This window comes from Mesorhizobium sp. M4B.F.Ca.ET.214.01.1.1, assembly GCF_004791545.1.
In the GTDB taxonomy this organism is placed as follows: domain Bacteria; phylum Pseudomonadota; class Alphaproteobacteria; order Rhizobiales; family Rhizobiaceae; genus Mesorhizobium; species Mesorhizobium abyssinicae.
In genome coordinates, this window is record NZ_SRUX01000003.1 from 31,404 (window position 1) to 47,133 (window position 15,730).

The following is a 15,730-nucleotide window of genomic DNA, read 5'->3' on the forward strand; positions in this document are numbered from 1 at the left end:
ACCATGACCGCAAAGACCTGGGCCTATGAGGATTTCGTCGAGGGCGCCTCGCTCGACCTCGGTGTGAAGCACGTATACGCCGCCGAGATCATCGCGTTCGCCAGCGAGTTCGACGCCCAGCCGATGCACCTCGACAAGGCGGCCGGCAAGGCCAGCATCCTCGGCGGCCTGTCGGCTTCGGGCTGGCACACCTGCGCGATGTTCATGCGCATGCTGTGCGATGCCTTCCTGCTCGACTCGACTTCGCAGGGATCGCCCGGCATCGAACACGTCAAATGGAAGAAGCCGGTGCTCGCCGGCGATACGCTCAGCGGGACGGTGACCGTGCTTGCCAAGCGCCAGTCCAAATCGCGGCCTCAGCTCGGCCTCGTCACCATGCGCAGCGAACTGTTCAACCAGCGCGGCGAGAGCGTCTTCGAGCTCGAGAACACCGGCATGTTCCTGACCCGGGAGGCCGCGGCGTGACCCTCGACGAGTTCTTCCTGATCGGCCACACCGTCACGCTGGGCGCGCACAAATTCGAGCCCGACGAGATCAAGGCCTTCGCCCGCAAATACGACCCCCAGGTCTTTCATGTCGATGAGGAGGCTGCGAAGAAGAGCGTGCTCGGTGGCTTGTGCGCCTCCGGCTGGCACACCGCCGCCACCTGGATGAAGTACAATCTCGAAAAGCGCATGGAGACCGAGGGGGTGCGCTGGACCGGCCCAGGCCCGCAGCCCGAATTCGGCCCCTCGCCCGGTTTCCGCAACCTGAAATGGCTGAAGCCGGTCTATGCCGGCGAGACCGTGACCTTCACGCGCACCGCGCTCGCCCACCGCCCGCTTGCCGCGCGCCCCGGCTGGAACCTGCTCACGCTGCGCTGCGAAGCCTTCGATTCGACCGGCGACAAGGTCATCGAGTTCGACAGCGCGGTGCTGGTGAAGGTGGAGTAGCCTCTTCCTTCTCCCCGTTCACGGGGAGAAGGTGCCCGAAGGGCGGATGAGGGGCGGCACCGGCGCAAGTGTCTGAAACTCGACGGCCGCGCTTACCCCTCACCCTGGCTCCGCTCGCGTTGCTCGCTCCGCGTCCCTCTCCCCGTAAACGGGGCGAGGGATAAGGCGCTCAATGCCCCTCGAAGCCGATCAGCGTCCGCACCGGCACGCCGAGCGCTTCGAGCTTCTGGCGCCCGCCGAGATCCGGCAGGTCGATGACGAAGCAGGCGGCGACGATGTCGGCACCGATCTGGCGCAACAGCTTGACCGCCGCCTCCGCCGTGCCGCCGGTGGCGATCAGGTCGTCGACCAGGATCACTTTCTCACCGGGCGAAACGCCGTCCTTGTGCATCTCCATCTCGTCCAGCCCGTATTCCAGGCTGTAGGCGACGCGCACCGTCTCATAGGGCAGCTTGCCCTTCTTGCGGATCGGCACGAAGCCGGCCGAGAGCTGGTGCGCGACGGCGCCGCCGAGGATGAAGCCGCGCGCCTCGATGCCGGCGATCTTGTCGACCTTCAGCCCGACATAGGGATGTACCAGCTCGTCGATGGCGCGGCGGAAAGCACGCGCATTGCCGAGCAGGGTGGTGATATCGCGGAACAAGATGCCCGGCTTCGGATAGTCCGGAATGGTGCGGATGGCCGCGAGCAGCGTTTCTTCGAGAGAGGATTTCATGGGCGGTTGATCCGTTGCCGTACAGTTTTGCCGGCTAGCGGCCCAAAAGAAAAGGGCGCCCATCGGCGCCCTCGCATTTTTCCGGTCGCAGCCGCTCAGTGGGCGACGTCGGCCCACACCTTGCGCTTGGTGAGATAGACCAGCGCGCCGAACAGGAGCAGGAACACCAGCACGCGGAAGCCGGTCTTCTTGCGGTCCTCCAGATGCGGCTCGGCGGCCCACATCAGGAAGGCCGAGACGTCGCGGGAATACTGGTCCACCGTCTGCGGCGAACCGTCGTCATAGGTCACCTGGCCGTCGGAGAGCGGCTTCGGCATCTTCAGCGACACGCCGGACAGGAAGTACGGGTTGTAGTGCGTGCCCTCGGGGATCACCATGCCGGCCGGCGGCGTCTGGTCGTAGCCGGTCAGCAGCGAGTGGATGTAGTCGGGGCCGCCCTGGGCGTACTGGGTGAAGATGTCGAAGACGAAGCGCGGGAAGCCGCGCTCGACGCCGCGCGCCTTGGCGAGCAGCGACATGTCGGGCGGTGCGGCGCCGCCATTGGCCGATGCGGCGGCCTGCTCGTTCGCGAACGGCGCCGGGAAGTGATCGGACGGCTTGCCCGGGCGGTCGAACATGTCGCCGGCATCGTTCGGGCCGTCGTGGATCGTGTATTCGGCGGCCAGCGCCTTCACCTGCCCGTCCGAATAGCCGAGCCCTTCCAGCGTGCGGAAGGCAACCAGGTTCATCGAATGGCAGGCCGAGCAGACTTCCTTGTAGACCTTCAGGCCGCGCTGCAGCTGGGCCTTGTCATAGGTGCCGAACGGTCCGGCGAAGCTCCAGCTCATTTCCTTCGGCTCGTCGATGGGGAAATGCGTCGGTGCCGCCGCGTTATGTGCCTCTTCGGCGATGGCGCCTGCACCTGTCATCCAGGTGCCCGCGGCCACCAGGCCAAGCAGAGCCAGCGAGGTGAGAATCTTTTTCATACCCAAATCCCCTTAGATTCTCAGCCCTTGGTTTCCGGCGCGGCGTTCGCGCCGGCCGGATGTCCGCCGCCGCCCTTGTTCTTTTCCAGCACCGCCTCGGTGATCGAATTCGGCAGCCTGCGCGGCGTCTCGATCAGCCCGAGCACCGGCAGCGCGACCAGGAAGAAGGCGAAGTAGAACAGTGTCGCCATCTGCGCCATGAACACATAGCTGCCTTCGGCCGGCTGCGAGCCCAGCCATCCGAGCAGGATGGCGTCGGCCACGAACAGCCAGAAGAACAGCTTGTACCAGGGGCGGTAGACCGCCGAGCGCACCTTGGACGTGTCGAGCCACGGCACCAGGAACAGCATGGCGATGGCGCCGAACATGCACAGCACGCCGCCGAGCTTGGAGTTGATCGGCCCGATGTTGAAGGTGATGGCGCGCAGGATCGCGTAGAACGGCAGGAAGTACCATTCCGGCACGATATGGGCAGGCGTCTTCAGCGGGTTGGCGACCGTGTAGTTGTCCGGGTGGCCAAGGAAGTTCGGCAGGTAGAAGACGAAATAGGCGAAGACGAACAGGAACACGATCATGCCGAACGCGTCCTTGATGGTGGCGTAAGGCGTGAAGGCAACGGTATCGGTCTTCGACTTGACCTCGATGCCGGTCGGGTTCGACTGCCCGACGACATGCAGCGCCCAGATATGCAGCACGACGACGCCGGCGATCATGAACGGCAACAGGTAATGCAGCGCGAAGAAGCGGTTCAGCGTCGGGTTGTCGACGGCAAAGCCGCCGAGCAGCAGTTCCTGGATCCAGTTGCCGACCAACGGAATGGCGCTGAAGAAGCCGGTGATGACGGTGGCGCCCCAGAAGCTCATCTGTCCCCAGGGCAGCACATAGCCCATGAAGCCGGTCGCCATCATCAGCAGGTAGATGATGCAGCCGAGGATCCACAGCAGCTCGCGCGGCGCCTTGTAGGAGCCGTAATAGAGGCCGCGGAAAATGTGGATGTAGACGGCGACGAAGAAGAACGAGGCGCCGTTGGAATGGAGATAGCGCAGCAGCCAGCCCGAATTCACGTCGCGCATGATCTTCTCGACCGAATCGAAGGCCAGCGTGGTGTCCGACGTGTAGTGCATGGCCAGCACGATGCCGGTCAGGATCTGCGACGCCAGCATGATCGACAGGATGCCGCCGAACGTCCACATGTAGTTGAGGTTGCGCGGCACCGGATAGGCGACGAAGCTATCATAGACCAGCCTGGGCAGCGGCATGCGGGCGTCGAACCAGCGTCCGAGACCGGTCTTGGGCGTATAGGTCGAGTGTCCCTCGCTCATCGAAATATCCCCTGCCTCAACCGATAAGGATCTTGGTATCGGAAATGAACTTGAATACCGGCACCGCCATGTTCTCGGGCGCCGGGCCTTTGCGGATGCGGCCGGCGGTGTCGTACACCGAGCCGTGGCACGGGCAGAACCAGCCGCCGAAATCGCCTTCCTGGCCAAGCGGGATGCAGCCGAGGTGGGTGCAGACCTGGACCATGACCATCCAGGCTTCCTTGCCGGGCGTCGTGCGGTTGGCGTCGGTCGCCGGAGCGTCGGCCGGCAAATTGGCGTTGCGGGCGATCGGGTCCTTGAGGTCGGCGAGATTGACGGCCTCGCCGTCCTTCATCTCCTTCTCGGTGCGATTGCGCACCACGACCGGCTTGCCGCGCCACTTCACGATCAGCGACGTTCCCGGCGTCAGCGACGAGACGTCCACTTCGACCGAGGCCAGCGCCAGCGTCGAGGCGTCGGGGCGCATCTGGTCGATGAACGGCCATGCGACGGCCCCCGCGCCGACCACGGCGGCCGTGCCGGTGGCGACATAAAGGAAATCACGACGGTTGGGATCGTGGGTATCGGTTGCGCTCACGGGTGCCTGATCCTTTCGCCTCTTCCGTGCCGGCGGCCGAGCCTTGTCCCCGCTCAATCGCGCCGGCCCGACAGCGCATGGCGAACAGGCTAGCGAATTCCTCCGGCATTTGGAGTTCGGTTTATGCGTGAAGCCCGTTTTTGTCCAGTCGGGTGAAGGCACAAGGTCAGATTGTCGCGGGGGTAAAATCCGATGCCGGACGGCGCTGCGCCGAAGGGTCGCCAAACAGCCCGAAACGACCGCAAAAACAACGGCGATCATTGCCACGCCTTTGCCTCGACAGTCGGCGCCGGCTCGGTCTATTCTGCCCTCATGGCGCACGTCATCGACCGCGACAAATGGGCCAGGATGCCCGACCGTTGGCAAGGCGAGCTCGAATGCGGCGCCTGGGGCTCCAACTCCTGCCTGATCTTCAATTATCTGCCCGGAACCGGCGGCGGTCCGCGCCTGCACCGGCATCCCTACGCGGAGATCTTCATCGTCCGCCAGGGCAGCGGCCTGTTCACGGTCGGCGACCGGGAGATCGAGGCATTCGCCGGCCAGATCGTGATCGTGCCGCCCAACACGGCGCACAAATTCACCAATCTCGGCCCCGGCCCGCTGGAGACCATCGATATTCACGAGAACGGCAGCTTCGTCACCGAGTGGCTGGAGTAGATCCCCGGTACGGCAAGAGACCCGAAGGCAGCGCCTATTTCGCGCCGAGCCTGACCAGGACTGCCCTCGGTATGTCGTATTCGCGGATCACCGCATCGTGCTTGCGCAACCCGCAGAGCTCGCGCTGGATGAAATAGGCATGCACGGCCTCGGCGGCGTCCTTGAGCAGTCGCGGCCGCCGCTCCTCGTCGTCGCCGTTCTCGCGCAGTCTGGCCAACGTCGCCTCGACGCGCTGGCCGGCGCGGCCGAGAGCCGCCGCCTTTTCGGCGAGGATCTCGTGGCCGAGCAGGTCGAGTGCGCTCTCCTGCGCGCCCGCGCGTCCGAAATTGGAGGGCATGCGAACCGACATTGCTCTTCCTACTCCGCCGGCCGCGTCTCTTCCAGCACGCTTTCCTCGTTGAACAGGAAGCCGCCCGACTGCCGCTTCCACAGCCGCGCGTAAAGCCCGTCCAGCGCCACCAGCTCGTCATGCGTGCCCTGTTCGATGATCCGCCCGCCGTCGAGCACCACCAGCCGGTCGAGTGCCGCGATCGTCGACAGCCGGTGCGCGATGGCAATCACGGTCTTGTTCTCCATCAGCCGCGTCAGATTCTCCTGGATCGCCGCCTCGATGTCGGAATCGAGCGCCGAGGTCGCCTCGTCGAGGATCAGGATCGGCGCATCCTTGAGGAAGACGCGAGCGATTGCCACACGCTGGCGCTGGCCGCCAGACAGCTTCACGCCGCGTTCGCCGACATAGGCTTCGTAGCCGCTGCGCTCGCGGTTGTCGCGCAGGCCCATGATGAACTCGTGTGCCTCGGCCCTCCGCGCCGCCGCGATCACTTGCGTCTCGGTCGCGCCCGGCATGCCGAGCTTGATGTTGTCGCGCAGCGAGCGGTGGAACAGGGCCGTGTCCTGGCTGACCACGCCGATATTGGCGCGCAGCGAATTCTGCGTCACCTGCGCGATATCCTGGCCGTCGATCAGGATCTTGCCGCCCTCGAGGTCGTAGAGGCGCAGGATCAGATTGGCCAGCGTCGTCTTGCCGGCTCCCGATGGGCCGACCAGCCCGACCTTCTCGCCGGGCCTGACGACGAGGTCGATGCCGTCGAGCACGCCCGCCCCCTTGCCGTAATGGAAAGTCACGTTCTTCACATCGATGCGGCCGCCGGCCACGATCAATTCCTTGGCGTCCGGCGCGTCGGTGAGGCCGAGCGGCTGCGAGATCAACGCCTTGGAGTTCTCCAGCACGCCGAGGTTCCTCAGGATGCCGTTGAGCTGCATCATCACCCGGCCGAGCAGCATGTTGAGCCGCAGGACGAGCGAAAGCGTGAAGGCAACGGCGCCGACGGTGATCGAGCCTTCGAGCCATAGATAGATGGCAAAGCTGGCGATGGCGGTGATCATGACGCCCGACAGCGTCGTCAGCGCCATGCGCACGCCGGTCAGCCGGCGGGTGAACGGGCGCAGGGCGTCCAGATAGATGTCGAAACCGCTCCGGATGTAGCGATCGTCGCCATCGGCCGAAAACAGCTTCAGCGTCTGCACGTTGGAGTAGGAATCGACGATTCGGCCATTGATCATCGAGCCGGCCTCGGCGGTCGCCTCGGCGTGCCTGCGGATCGCCGGCAGATAGCGCTTGGCCAGAAAGCCGAAGGCGGCGATCCAGAGCACCACAAGCACCGCCAGCCTGAGATCGAGGCCGGCGACCAGCGCCAGCGTCGTCACCGTATAGACGATCATGAACCAGATGACCTCGATGAAGCTCTCCATCAGGTCGCCGGTGGCCTGCCCCGCCTGCCAGACCTTGGTGGCGATGCGGCCGGCGAAGTCGTTCTGGAAGAAGGCGTAGGACTGGCGCGAGACATGGCGATGCGCCTGCCAGCGCACCAGATTGTAGAAGCCGGGCGTGATCGTCTGCTCGTCGACCAGTGCCGAGAGCCCGACGACCAGCGTGCGGATGATCAGCACCACCGCGCCCATGAACAGGAGCTCGGGACCGGCGGCGATCCACAGCGCATGCCAACTGCGCTCGCCGGGCAGCTGGTCGAGGATGTCGACCAGCCGCCCGACGAAATAGAACAGCCCGGCCTCGACCAGCGGTGCAATGCCGCCAATGACCAGCATTGTGAAGAAGGCGAGCTTCGCCTGTCCGACATAGTGCCAGAGGAAGCCGCCGACACCGGTCGGTGGCCGAAGGTTCGCCGGCTCGCGGAACGGATAGACCCAACGCTCGAACCAGCGATAGACGGCTGTCATCATGCGGTGGCCATCATTCTGCAGCTTGACCCTTGGCCCCGATGTCGTTGGCGGCCTCGGCCGGCGCCTCGTCGAGCAAGAAGCCGCCCGACTGGCGTTGCCAGAGCTGCGCATAGAGTCCGCCCTTGCCGACGAGGTCGTCATGCGAACCTTGCTCGATGACGCGGCCTTTATCCATGACGACGAGCCTGTCCATCGCGGCGATGGTCGACAGCCGATGCGCGATGGCGATGACGGTCTTGCCCTGCATCAGCCTGTAGAGGTTCTCCTGGATCGCCGCCTCGGCCTCGGAATCGAGCGCCGACGTCGCCTCGTCGAGGATGAGGATCGGCGCGTCCTTCAGCATGACGCGGGCAATGGCGATGCGCTGCCGCTGTCCGCCCGACAGTTTGACGCCGCGGTCGCCGACATGGGCATCGAACCCGGTGCGGCCGTTGGCGTCGATCAGCCCGCCTATGAAATCCAGCGCCTCTGCCCGCCCCGCCGCCTCGAGCAGCATCTCATCGGTGGCATCCGGCCGGCCATAGAGGATGTTCTCGCGCACCGAGCGGTGCAGCAGCGAGGTGTCCTGCGTCACCATGCCGATCTGCGCACGCAGCGAGTCCTGCCTCACCGACGCGATCTCCTGGCCGTCGATCAGGATCTGGCCGGCTTCGAGGTCGTAAAAGCGCAGCAGCAGATTGACCAGCGTCGACTTGCCGGCGCCTGAGCGGCCGACGATGCCGACCTTCTCGCCCGGCTTCACCGTCAGCGACAGGTTCTCGATGACGCCCTTCTGCTTGCCGTAGTGGAAGCGGATGTCGTCGAAGCGGATTTCGCCGCGTGTGACGGCGATGTCCTTTGCGCCGGGCCGGTCCTCGACCAGGCGCGGCAGCGAGATCGATTGGATCCCGTCCTGCACCGTGCCGATGTTCTCGAACAGGCCGGACATCTCCCACATGATCCACTGCGACATGCCCCACATCCTGAGCACCAGGCCGATGACCACGGCGACGGCGCCGATCGTCACCGCCTGGCCGAGCCACAGCCACAGCGACAGCGCGGTGACGGAAAACAGCAGCAGCGCGTTGAGGATATAGAGCAGGCCGTAGAGCACCGTCACCAGCCGCATCGAGCGGTAGACCGTCTCGAGGAAGCCTGACATGCCCTCCTTCGCGAAGCTGGCCTCGCGGCGCGCATGGGAAAACAGCTTGACCGTCTGGATGTTGCTGTAGCTGTCGACGACGCGGCCGGTCATGGTCGAGCGCGCATTGGCCTGCTCCTCGCCGACTTTGCCGAGCCGCGGAATGAAGTAGCGTAGCAGCCCGATATAGCCGACCAGCCAGATCGCGAGCGGCGCCGCCAGGCGCCAGTCGGCCGAACCGACGATGAACAGCATGCCGAGGAAGTAGACGATGACGTAGTTGAGCACGTCGATGAGCTTGATGACGCATTCGCGCACGGCGAGCGCCGTCTGCATCAGCTTGGTGGCGATGCGGCCGGCGAACTCGTCCTGATAGAAGGCCATCGACTGCTTCAAGAGGTAGCGATGCACCTGCCAGCGGATGCGCATGGGGTAGTTGCCCATCAGCGTCTGCTGGTTGAGAAGCGAGTGGAACCACACGGTGCCCGGCAGCGCGAACAGCACGACGAAAGCCATGCCAGCGAGCTTCCAGCTCTCGGTCTGCAGGAAAGTCTCGCGATTCTGCCCCGAGAGCCAGTCGACGATGCGGCCCATAAAGCCGAACATCCACACTTCGGCGACGGCAATCGCCGTCACCAGGAGCGCGTCGAGGATGATGTAGGGCCAGGCGCCGCGCGTGTAATGCACGCAGAAGGCGACCAGCGTCTTCGGCGGTTCGACCGGCTCCGCGGCCGGGAACGGATCGAGCTTGTTTTCAAACCAGCGGAACATTGCAGGCACTCGACTGTCTATGCGCTCACGCGGCGCGGGATTGATGGACAAGCTTGCTCGACCGCGCAGCGCCGCGGGCCGGCGATGCAGAATCATCTGCATCGCCGGCCCTGCTTCGCGCAATATAGGGTGTCGCGGGCTTTTCGCCGACAGGCTCAGCCGACGATCCTGACGCCCCGGAGTTTCCGGGCGAAAAACTGGCGCCTGCCCGGCCTTTCGCGCCGGGCCGGATCAGCCTGATGATGCGGCGCACCAGCGAAGGCCGGCTGTGGTCAGGCACGGCGCGCGAGAAGTCGACGTCCGGCAGCATGCCGCGATGCGGACGCCGGCGCGTCTCGGCGTGGACTGCCGACGAGTAGGTCTCGCCGACCAGCAGCGCCCAGGTCGCCATCCTGCGCTCGTGCAGGCTTCTGGAGCCGGGTATATTGTAGGGATCGAACATCGGTCCATCCTCCATGTGCAAATGCGATAAAAAGGGTGACGCAACATCGACTTCCGGCATTCGGCCGAAGCGGCCGAGTACTTCGGTGCGCGCAGCGTCGGTCCGGACATGACGGCAGGCGTCAGTCAGGACACGGTCAGGTGGGGCGTCGGGCCCCTTTGGGCGTTTGAAGAACATCGCAGGATTCCTTCGAGAACCGAAAACTGGGTTCGGCGGGAATCGGTGCGATCAAGTCTTAGAGAGTCAGGAGAATCGTCGTACCGAAACCGCCGCGGAGCGCATAAGGCGCCAGGAGGGGCGCTGGTTGTGCATGGTCATCATGAATTCCCCCTCCATCGGTTCGGGTTGACAATGAGAGGCGTATACTCGACTTCGCAGAAAATGACCACCCGCCAGTCCAGCAATCTGCGAAACCTGGAAATCTCTGTGGCCGATCTGCCACTTATTAGAAAGACGCGGAAATGAACGACCGTCTCCGCATCGCGCTCTACCAGCCTGACATCGCCGGCAACACCGGAACGATCCTGCGCTTCGCCGCCTGTCTCGGCCTTGGCGTCGACATCATCGAGCCGGCCGGCTTCCCGCTCTCCGACCGGGCGCTGAAACGGGCCGGCATGGACTACCTCGAAATGGCCGATCTGACCCGGCATGTCGACTGGAACGCCTTCGCGCAATGGCGCGCGGGCGACGCGCGTCGGCTGGTGCTGCTCACCACCAAAGCCGCTGCCGCCTATACGGACTTTGCCTTTGCCGATGGAGACATTCTGCTTTTCGGTCGCGAATCCGCAGGCGTGCCGGATCCGGTCCATGACGCTGCGGATGCGCGCCTGACCATCCCGATGCGGCCGGGCGCGCGCAGCATCAATGTCGCGCTGTCCGTCGCCATGGTCGCTGGCGAAGCGATCCGCCAGCTCGCATAGGATCCGCGATCCGCCGTCCCTGCCGTCACCGAGGGCCGTGGTTTCTCCAGTCAGTCTCGTCCAGGCGCACATCGCCTTCTCCTGCATTTGCCCGATCAGGATTTCTTCGCTACAAGCTCAACTTAACTTGAGGTCAAGCGGAAAGTAGCAGATGGCTCCAGCAACGGAATTGACGGTCGGCCAGGTGGCCATGCGCAGCGGCGTCGCCGTATCGGCGCTGCACTTCTACGAGACGCGCGGGCTGATCCGCAGCCACCGCACGGCCGGCAACCAGCGGCGCTACAGCCGCGACGTGCTGCGGCGCGTGGCGATCATCCGGGTCGCCCAGGAGGTCGGCATCTCGCTCTCCGAGATCGCCGCGGCGCTTCAATCCCTGCCCGGGGGCCGCACCCCGACGCGCGAGGATTGGAATCTGCTTTCAACGGCTTGGCGCGACGGGCTCGACCACAAGATCGCCCAGTTGAAGAAGCTGCGCGACGGCCTGAGCGACTGCATCGGCTGCGGCTGCATGTCGATCGACAAATGCCCGCTCAGGAACAAGGAAGACCGGCTGGCGCGAGAGGGCACTGGCGCGAGGCGCCTGATAGCCTCCTGAGCGGAAGCGATGCGAATTAATGACAGGTACGGAAGGAATCCGCTGTGCTGGGACATCTAGTTCAAGCTGAGGAAGAGACACAGTTGATCGCGATCTATCGGATCGATTCCGGCGGCACACCAACGCTCTATACCTCCTTGAGTTTCGATGAGGCGCGGAAAATGGGCCCGGAAAAATTCGGCAAACTGCTTGGCGAAAACCTGATTCTGGATTCGCCGAAATTGCGCGATCTGTTCTCGTTGTGACGCCGCTCAATCCGCCGCCGGCAGCCGCCTTATCGTGAATTCGATGACGTCGCCCGGCCGTTCGAACCAGCTTTCGATCTCGGTCCAGTAGGCCTGCTTGGGAAAGCGCTCGAACCATTCCTTGGCCTTGAGGCGGGCGTCCGAGCGCGGCAGGACGAAGGTCTCGCGCAGGAAGCCGTCGCGCGGCATGCGCTCGCGCTCGGCGCGCGAACGGTCGAGCCTCTTCTTCAAGCCATCCAGCGGCGGTCTTGCCGGGGTGCGCACGAAGGAACTCCTTGCACCGTGGTCAGACGGGACTTGACCCTTGCCCCTAAGAGATTAGGGATCGCGCCCGGAAAAGACGAGTCCTTTATCGTCCGCGACTGGAGACCTGATTTTGGAACGACCTGAAATACCGGTGGGCCTGCCGGCCGACATCGAAGAGAAGAAGGTGAAGGCGCGCCTGTGGTTCGAAGCATTGCGCGAGCGCATCTGCGCCGCCTTCGAGCAGATCGAGCAGGATCTGGAGGGGCCTCTGGCCTCGTGGTCGCCCGGCCGCTTCGAGAAGACGCCCTGGCAGCGAGACGAAGGCAAGGGCGGCGGCGGCACCATGTCGATGATGCACGGCCGTGTCTTCGAGAAGGTCGGCGTCCACACCTCGACCGTCTATGGCGAGTTCTCGCCCGAATTCAGGAAGCAGATGCCGGGCGCCGAGGAGGATCCGCGCTTCTGGGCAAGCGGCATCTCGCTGATCGCGCATCCGTGGAACCCCAACGTGCCAACCGTGCACATGAACACGCGCATGGTCGTCACCTCGCGCCAGTGGTTCGGCGGCGGCGCCGACCTGACGCCGGTGCTCGACCGACGCCGCGTCCAGGACGATCCCGATACGCTCTCCTTCCACCGCGCCATGCGGTTTGCCTGCGAGAAGAACGCCGGCGTCGCCGACTACGCCAAATTCAAGGACTGGTGCGACGAGTATTTCTACCTGCCGCACCGCAGCGAGCCACGCGGCATCGGCGGCATCTTCTTCGACTGGCTGCATTCTGGCGAGGACGCGGGCGGCTGGGACGCCGATTTCAACTTCGTCCAGGATGTCGGCCGCTCTTTTCTCGTCGTCTACGGGCACCTGGTCCGGTCCAATTTCAACGACAACTGGACCGACGGCGACCGTGACGAACAGCTCGTCCGGCGCGGCCGCTACGCCGAATTCAACTTGCTTCACGATCGCGGCACCATCTTCGGGCTGAAGACCGGGGGCAATGTCGTCTCGATCCTCTCCAGCCTGCCGCCTGAGGTAAGATGGCCGTAAAATATCGGTGAGCGGGACGTGAGCCGCAATGGCGTCCCATTCGCCGAATCTGGGCGCGCAATGTGGCGACCGGATTATCTTTTTCGTCTAATAGGCATTTGAAAAATCAGGGCTATTTGTCGTTTCCGGGCCGGGAAACGCCGGCGGCTCTTCTCTCCCGTGAGCCGCGACCCGACGTGACCGGACGGCCCAGATTGAGTGAGGTGCCTTCCCCGGAGCGAGATTTCATCTCGCTCCGGGGTGCCCGCATTTTCCAGGAGAACATGCCATGCGCAAGCTTATTGTGACGGCAGCAACCGCTGCTCTTCTCGCCTCTGGTGGCGCCGCGTTCGCGGCGGTCAAGCACACCACGGGCACAGTGAAGAGCTTCGATGGAACGGCCATGAGCCTCGTTCTGGATGATGGATCCACCTTTACGCTGTCCAAGGCCTTCAAGGATCCTGGCCTGCAGGCTGGCGAGAAGGTCCGCGTTTCCTGGGACATGAGCGGCAAGAACAAGATTGCCGAGGCAGTCAAGATCATGAAGTGACGGCCTGCTCGCAGGAGCAAGACAGGGTTATGTCCGGTCTTGCTCCGAGATAGCGTAAGAAGGCGGAGCAGCGATGCTCCGCCTTTTTCGGCTCTGGCGGCAACCAAAGCCATCGAACCGTGTTATGGTTGCTCGCCAGTGCGCGACCCGGAAGCTTCTCGGTTTTCGATAAAGGATCGTGCACGCATCGAGAGTGCGGACGTCCGTCGGCGCTCCAAGGAGGAAAGGAAAATCCGATGAAGGAATTCCACTGCGGATCGCTCGTGCCCGGCTGTGAGTGGCATACACGCGCCGAAGAAGAGGCCGAGGTGATGCGCCGTGCCGTCGAGCATATGCGTGAGACGCATGGCGAAACAACCATTCGCGAGACGATGATCGAGGCGATCCGCTCGCGTATCCAGAAGGTGCGTGACGCGGCGTAACGGCTTCCGGCCGGATCGGATCACGGAACTTGCGCAATCATTCAGCGGCAGCGGGGTGCCGAACCCGCCAGCATCCCGCTCCGCCTGTCGGCCACGGCTGCCGAGAGCGCAAATATTTTCAATCAAATACTTATATTCGCACCTGCTTGGATAACCAGGCGGTAACGGTAGGCGTGCCACCATCGGGGAGATAATCCGGAAACAGGGGCAGCCAGAGAAGCCCGTCGCCACCAGGCGCTGATCCGGAAACGGTGGGGCGAGGTGTTTTCGCGCATGCGCGAAAGGTCCGGCAATCGAGGCAGTTTCCGTTGGACAGCGCTGCTGCTGTCCGCCTTCCTTGGCGCGCCTCCGGCGGCCGGGCAGGAGATGACGACGTCGCTTGTCGACATGCACCAGGGCTCACAGCTCAGTGACCGGGCCAGAGGCCTCGGCGACGGCGGCTATGAGTTGCAGAGCGGATCGTGGGTATCGTTCAACCGGTGGTATCACGCCACCTGGGTCGACCTCCACGTCGACTTTCTCACCCAGCTGACTGAAGACACCGGCATCCTGTGGGGTTTCGGCACCGGAGAAAGCGCCGAGAAGTACAGCATCGAGCCCAGCTTCAAGCTCGGCTTCCTCACTCAGATGCACCCGAGTGCGAGCAGCACCCTGTCCTTCTCGCTGACCTCGACGATCGGCGGCAACCTCACCGAAAAGCCGTGCGTGGCCGACTATGGGGACCTGGGCACCTACAGCGTCAACTGCCGGCTCGCGGCCACCGAGATGGCACCTGAGCAAACCCTGAAATATCTGGTTAACGCTAAACCGGAGACCATGCGTCTCTGGCTGAATTACCGTGTTACTTTCTGACCTTGGAGGCTGACATGAGCAGGTTGACCCGCCTCGAAGTTCACATTCGTCCGTCCTGGTTCCTGTTCGACTGGAGTAAGAGCATGTCAGCCAACCACTGGAAATTCGGTCTCGCCGCCGCGCTTGCCATCTTCTCGGCGCCGATCGCGTCGGCGCAGGAAGCTCTCGACGCCGACCAGACCGCCGCGCTCTGCCACGGCGCAGGGTCGATTTGCGTGAGCGCCACGATCCCGGCCACGCCGACGACGCAAGCGACGGTGCAGAGCTGGATGAGCCCCGAGGTCGGCGCCGCATGGGCAGCCGGCTACAAGGGCAGTGGCGTCACCATCACCATCGTCGACGATTTCAGCAGCACGTCGCGCTTCTCCGGCAATTTCGGCCTCGGCACGCAAAACCAGCGGCACGGCGAATGGACCCGCCAGGAAGCCAGCATGGTTGCGCCCCTGGCAGCCATCCGGTCGAAGGACTTCTCGACGGGCTCGTCGGTTGCGCTGGCGGCGGGCCTGAACGTGCTCAATCTGAGCTACGGCATGTACGCCAGGGCGGGTTACAGCACCAGCCAGATCGGCTGGGCGCCGGAGGAAGCCTCGATCATCTCTTATGCCACCAAGGGGTCGGCCGTCGTCTCGAAGGCCGCCGGCAACGATGCGGTCGCCGTCGGCGGCATCAAGAACGGCCAGCAGGATTACCTCAACCTCGCGCTGGTCGGCAAAGCCTCGGCGATCTTCGTCGGCGCGCTCTCCACCAACGGCACGACGACCAGCAAGGCCCAGCTTGCCTCCTACTCCAACTACGCCGGCTCCAACCCGCTCGTGCAGAGCCATTTCCTTGTCGTGGGTGTCACCGGCAGCAAGACCGGCCTTTACGGCACCTCCTTCGCGGCGCCGATCATTTCCGGCTACGCGGCGATCGTTGGCAGCAAATTCACCACGGCAACGCCGACACAGATCACCAACCAGTTGCTGAACACGGCTCGTACCGACACGCTGCTCAACTACAACGCCTCCGTCTACGGCAAGGGCGAAGCCAGCCTTTCACGCGCACTGGCTCCCGCTTCGATCAGGTAAGTTGCGATCTAGAGCGGTTCAGCGTTTCATGGAATCGCCGAACCGCTCTAACTATTTGTTTTTACGC

The 15,730-nt window shown here is 64.0% G+C and carries 20 protein-coding genes; 11 read left to right on the top strand and 9 right to left on the bottom strand.

The window, feature by feature from the left end:
• The first annotated feature begins 3 nt into the window (after positions 1–3).
• Together EN857_RS06580 and EN857_RS06585 are read left to right on the top strand one after the other, a co-directional pair.
• Positions 4–465 (top strand): MaoC family dehydratase, encoded by a 462-nt coding sequence (locus EN857_RS06580; protein ID WP_127392504.1) that lies wholly within the window; start codon positions 4–6, stop codon positions 463–465.
• On the top strand, positions 462–932 hold the full coding sequence (locus EN857_RS06585) for a MaoC family dehydratase (protein WP_127392505.1): 471 nt from the start codon (positions 462–464) through the stop codon (positions 930–932). Before EN857_RS06580 ends, EN857_RS06585 begins: the two co-directional genes overlap by 4 nt.
• Positions 933–1,101: 169 nt before the next feature.
• Here EN857_RS06585 and EN857_RS06590 read toward each other — a convergent pair whose 3' ends face one another.
• From EN857_RS06590 to petA, 4 genes are all read right to left on the bottom strand, one after another.
• On the bottom strand, positions 1,102–1,647 hold the full coding sequence (locus tag EN857_RS06590) for an adenine phosphoribosyltransferase (RefSeq protein WP_127392136.1): 546 nt from the start codon (positions 1,645–1,647) through the stop codon (positions 1,102–1,104).
• 95 nt (positions 1,648–1,742) lie between these two features.
• A complete protein-coding gene (locus tag EN857_RS06595) occupies positions 1,743–2,612 on the bottom strand; it encodes a cytochrome c1 (RefSeq protein WP_127392135.1) in 870 nt (289 codons plus the stop codon).
• A gap of 20 nt (positions 2,613–2,632) precedes the next feature.
• A complete protein-coding gene (locus tag EN857_RS06600) occupies positions 2,633–3,934 on the bottom strand; it encodes a cytochrome b N-terminal domain-containing protein (protein WP_127282816.1) in 1,302 nt (433 codons plus the stop codon).
• Positions 3,935–3,950: 16 nt separating this feature from the next.
• A complete protein-coding gene (gene petA / locus EN857_RS06605; RefSeq protein WP_127282815.1) occupies positions 3,951–4,511 on the bottom strand; it encodes a ubiquinol-cytochrome c reductase iron-sulfur subunit in 561 nt (186 codons plus the stop codon).
• 312 nt (positions 4,512–4,823) lie between these two features.
• On the opposite strand from petA, the gene EN857_RS06610 reads away from it, so the two are divergent.
• A complete protein-coding gene (locus EN857_RS06610; RefSeq protein WP_127282833.1) occupies positions 4,824–5,168 on the top strand; it encodes a cupin domain-containing protein in 345 nt (114 codons plus the stop codon).
• 34 nt (positions 5,169–5,202) lie between these two features.
• Here EN857_RS06610 and EN857_RS06615 read toward each other — a convergent pair whose 3' ends face one another.
• Genes EN857_RS06615 through EN857_RS06630 form a run of 4 tightly spaced genes read right to left on the bottom strand, consistent with a single transcriptional unit; the run spans position 5,203 to position 9,742 of the window.
• Positions 5,203–5,517: a DUF6665 family protein gene (locus EN857_RS06615; RefSeq protein WP_127392134.1), complete on the bottom strand. Its 315-nt coding sequence runs from the start codon at positions 5,515–5,517 to the stop codon at positions 5,203–5,205.
• Positions 5,518–5,525: 8 nt separating this feature from the next.
• Positions 5,526–7,409 carry an ABC transporter ATP-binding protein gene (locus EN857_RS06620; RefSeq protein WP_127392133.1) on the bottom strand — a complete coding sequence of 628 codons (1,884 nt, stop codon included), beginning with the start codon at positions 7,407–7,409 and terminating at the stop codon, positions 5,526–5,528.
• A gap of 10 nt (positions 7,410–7,419) precedes the next feature.
• The gene (locus EN857_RS06625; RefSeq protein ID WP_127392132.1) at positions 7,420–9,300 is read right to left on the bottom strand and encodes an ABC transporter ATP-binding protein; all 1,881 of its coding nucleotides are present in this window, start codon (positions 9,298–9,300) and stop codon (positions 7,420–7,422) included.
• Between the two features lie 25 nt (positions 9,301–9,325).
• Positions 9,326–9,742 (bottom strand): hypothetical protein, encoded by a 417-nt coding sequence (locus tag EN857_RS06630; RefSeq protein ID WP_245493342.1) that lies wholly within the window; start codon positions 9,740–9,742, stop codon positions 9,326–9,328.
• Between the two features lie 461 nt (positions 9,743–10,203).
• On the opposite strand from EN857_RS06630, the gene EN857_RS06635 reads away from it, so the two are divergent.
• From EN857_RS06635 to EN857_RS34640, 3 genes are all read left to right on the top strand, one after another.
• The gene (locus EN857_RS06635) at positions 10,204–10,662 is read left to right on the top strand and encodes a tRNA (cytidine(34)-2'-O)-methyltransferase (protein WP_128346271.1); all 459 of its coding nucleotides are present in this window, start codon (positions 10,204–10,206) and stop codon (positions 10,660–10,662) included.
• A gap of 151 nt (positions 10,663–10,813) precedes the next feature.
• Complete coding sequence (soxR, locus tag EN857_RS06640; protein WP_135858221.1) at positions 10,814–11,257, top strand: redox-sensitive transcriptional activator SoxR; 444 nt, start codon at positions 10,814–10,816, stop codon at positions 11,255–11,257.
• An 83-nt stretch (positions 11,258–11,340) separates the two neighbouring features.
• A complete protein-coding gene (locus tag EN857_RS34640) occupies positions 11,341–11,502 on the top strand; it encodes a hypothetical protein (protein ID WP_187331331.1) in 162 nt (53 codons plus the stop codon).
• A gap of 6 nt (positions 11,503–11,508) precedes the next feature.
• Here the strand turns inward: EN857_RS34640 and EN857_RS06645 are convergent, their stop codons facing one another.
• Positions 11,509–11,766 (bottom strand): hypothetical protein, encoded by a 258-nt coding sequence (locus tag EN857_RS06645; protein WP_006202578.1) that lies wholly within the window; start codon positions 11,764–11,766, stop codon positions 11,509–11,511.
• Between the two features lie 112 nt (positions 11,767–11,878).
• Here EN857_RS06645 and hemF point away from each other — a divergent pair, with 112 nt between their 5' ends.
• The 5 genes from hemF (at position 11,879) to EN857_RS06670 (ending at position 15,663) form a co-directional block, all read left to right on the top strand.
• Complete coding sequence (hemF, locus tag EN857_RS06650; RefSeq protein ID WP_127392128.1) at positions 11,879–12,793, top strand: oxygen-dependent coproporphyrinogen oxidase; 915 nt, start codon at positions 11,879–11,881, stop codon at positions 12,791–12,793.
• 268 nt (positions 12,794–13,061) lie between these two features.
• Positions 13,062–13,322: a DUF1344 domain-containing protein gene (locus EN857_RS06655; protein WP_127392127.1), complete on the top strand. Its 261-nt coding sequence runs from the start codon at positions 13,062–13,064 to the stop codon at positions 13,320–13,322.
• A 236-nt stretch (positions 13,323–13,558) separates the two neighbouring features.
• Entirely contained in the window at positions 13,559–13,744 is a 186-nt protein-coding gene (locus tag EN857_RS06660; protein WP_126058661.1) for a DUF1059 domain-containing protein, read from the top strand.
• Between the two features lie 273 nt (positions 13,745–14,017).
• On the top strand, positions 14,018–14,596 hold the full coding sequence (locus tag EN857_RS06665) for a hypothetical protein (protein WP_127392126.1): 579 nt from the start codon (positions 14,018–14,020) through the stop codon (positions 14,594–14,596).
• A 14-nt stretch (positions 14,597–14,610) separates the two neighbouring features.
• Complete coding sequence (locus EN857_RS06670) at positions 14,611–15,663, top strand: S8 family serine peptidase (protein ID WP_245511275.1); 1,053 nt, start codon at positions 14,611–14,613, stop codon at positions 15,661–15,663.
• The last annotated feature ends 67 nt before the right edge of the window (positions 15,664–15,730 follow it).

Excerpts from the sequence above, each read along its gene's own strand:
- EN857_RS06630 (WP_245493342.1), bottom strand. The coding sequence starts at position 9,742 with ATGTTCGATCCCTACAATATACCCGGCTCCAGAAGCCTGCACGAGCGC.
- EN857_RS06665 (WP_127392126.1), top strand. The coding sequence starts at position 14,018 with ATGCGCGAAAGGTCCGGCAATCGAGGCAGTTTCCGTTGGACAGCGCTG.
- EN857_RS06660 (WP_126058661.1), top strand. The coding sequence starts at position 13,559 with ATGAAGGAATTCCACTGCGGATCGCTCGTGCCCGGCTGTGAGTGGCAT.
- EN857_RS06580 (WP_127392504.1), top strand. The coding sequence starts at position 4 with ATGACCGCAAAGACCTGGGCCTATGAGGATTTCGTCGAGGGCGCCTCG.
- EN857_RS06615 (WP_127392134.1), bottom strand. The coding sequence starts at position 5,517 with ATGTCGGTTCGCATGCCCTCCAATTTCGGACGCGCGGGCGCGCAGGAG.
- EN857_RS06595 (WP_127392135.1), bottom strand. The coding sequence starts at position 2,612 with ATGAAAAAGATTCTCACCTCGCTGGCTCTGCTTGGCCTGGTGGCCGCG.
- EN857_RS06670 (WP_245511275.1), top strand. The coding sequence starts at position 14,611 with ATGAGCAGGTTGACCCGCCTCGAAGTTCACATTCGTCCGTCCTGGTTC.
- EN857_RS06590 (WP_127392136.1), bottom strand. The coding sequence starts at position 1,647 with ATGAAATCCTCTCTCGAAGAAACGCTGCTCGCGGCCATCCGCACCATT.
- EN857_RS06635 (WP_128346271.1), top strand. The coding sequence starts at position 10,204 with ATGAACGACCGTCTCCGCATCGCGCTCTACCAGCCTGACATCGCCGGC.
- EN857_RS06620 (WP_127392133.1), bottom strand. The coding sequence starts at position 7,409 with ATGATGACAGCCGTCTATCGCTGGTTCGAGCGTTGGGTCTATCCGTTC.
- EN857_RS06610 (WP_127282833.1), top strand. The coding sequence starts at position 4,824 with ATGGCGCACGTCATCGACCGCGACAAATGGGCCAGGATGCCCGACCGT.
- EN857_RS06655 (WP_127392127.1), top strand. The coding sequence starts at position 13,062 with ATGCGCAAGCTTATTGTGACGGCAGCAACCGCTGCTCTTCTCGCCTCT.
- soxR (WP_135858221.1), top strand. The coding sequence starts at position 10,814 with ATGGCTCCAGCAACGGAATTGACGGTCGGCCAGGTGGCCATGCGCAGC.
- EN857_RS06625 (WP_127392132.1), bottom strand. The coding sequence starts at position 9,300 with ATGTTCCGCTGGTTTGAAAACAAGCTCGATCCGTTCCCGGCCGCGGAG.
- EN857_RS06600 (WP_127282816.1), bottom strand. The coding sequence starts at position 3,934 with ATGAGCGAGGGACACTCGACCTATACGCCCAAGACCGGTCTCGGACGC.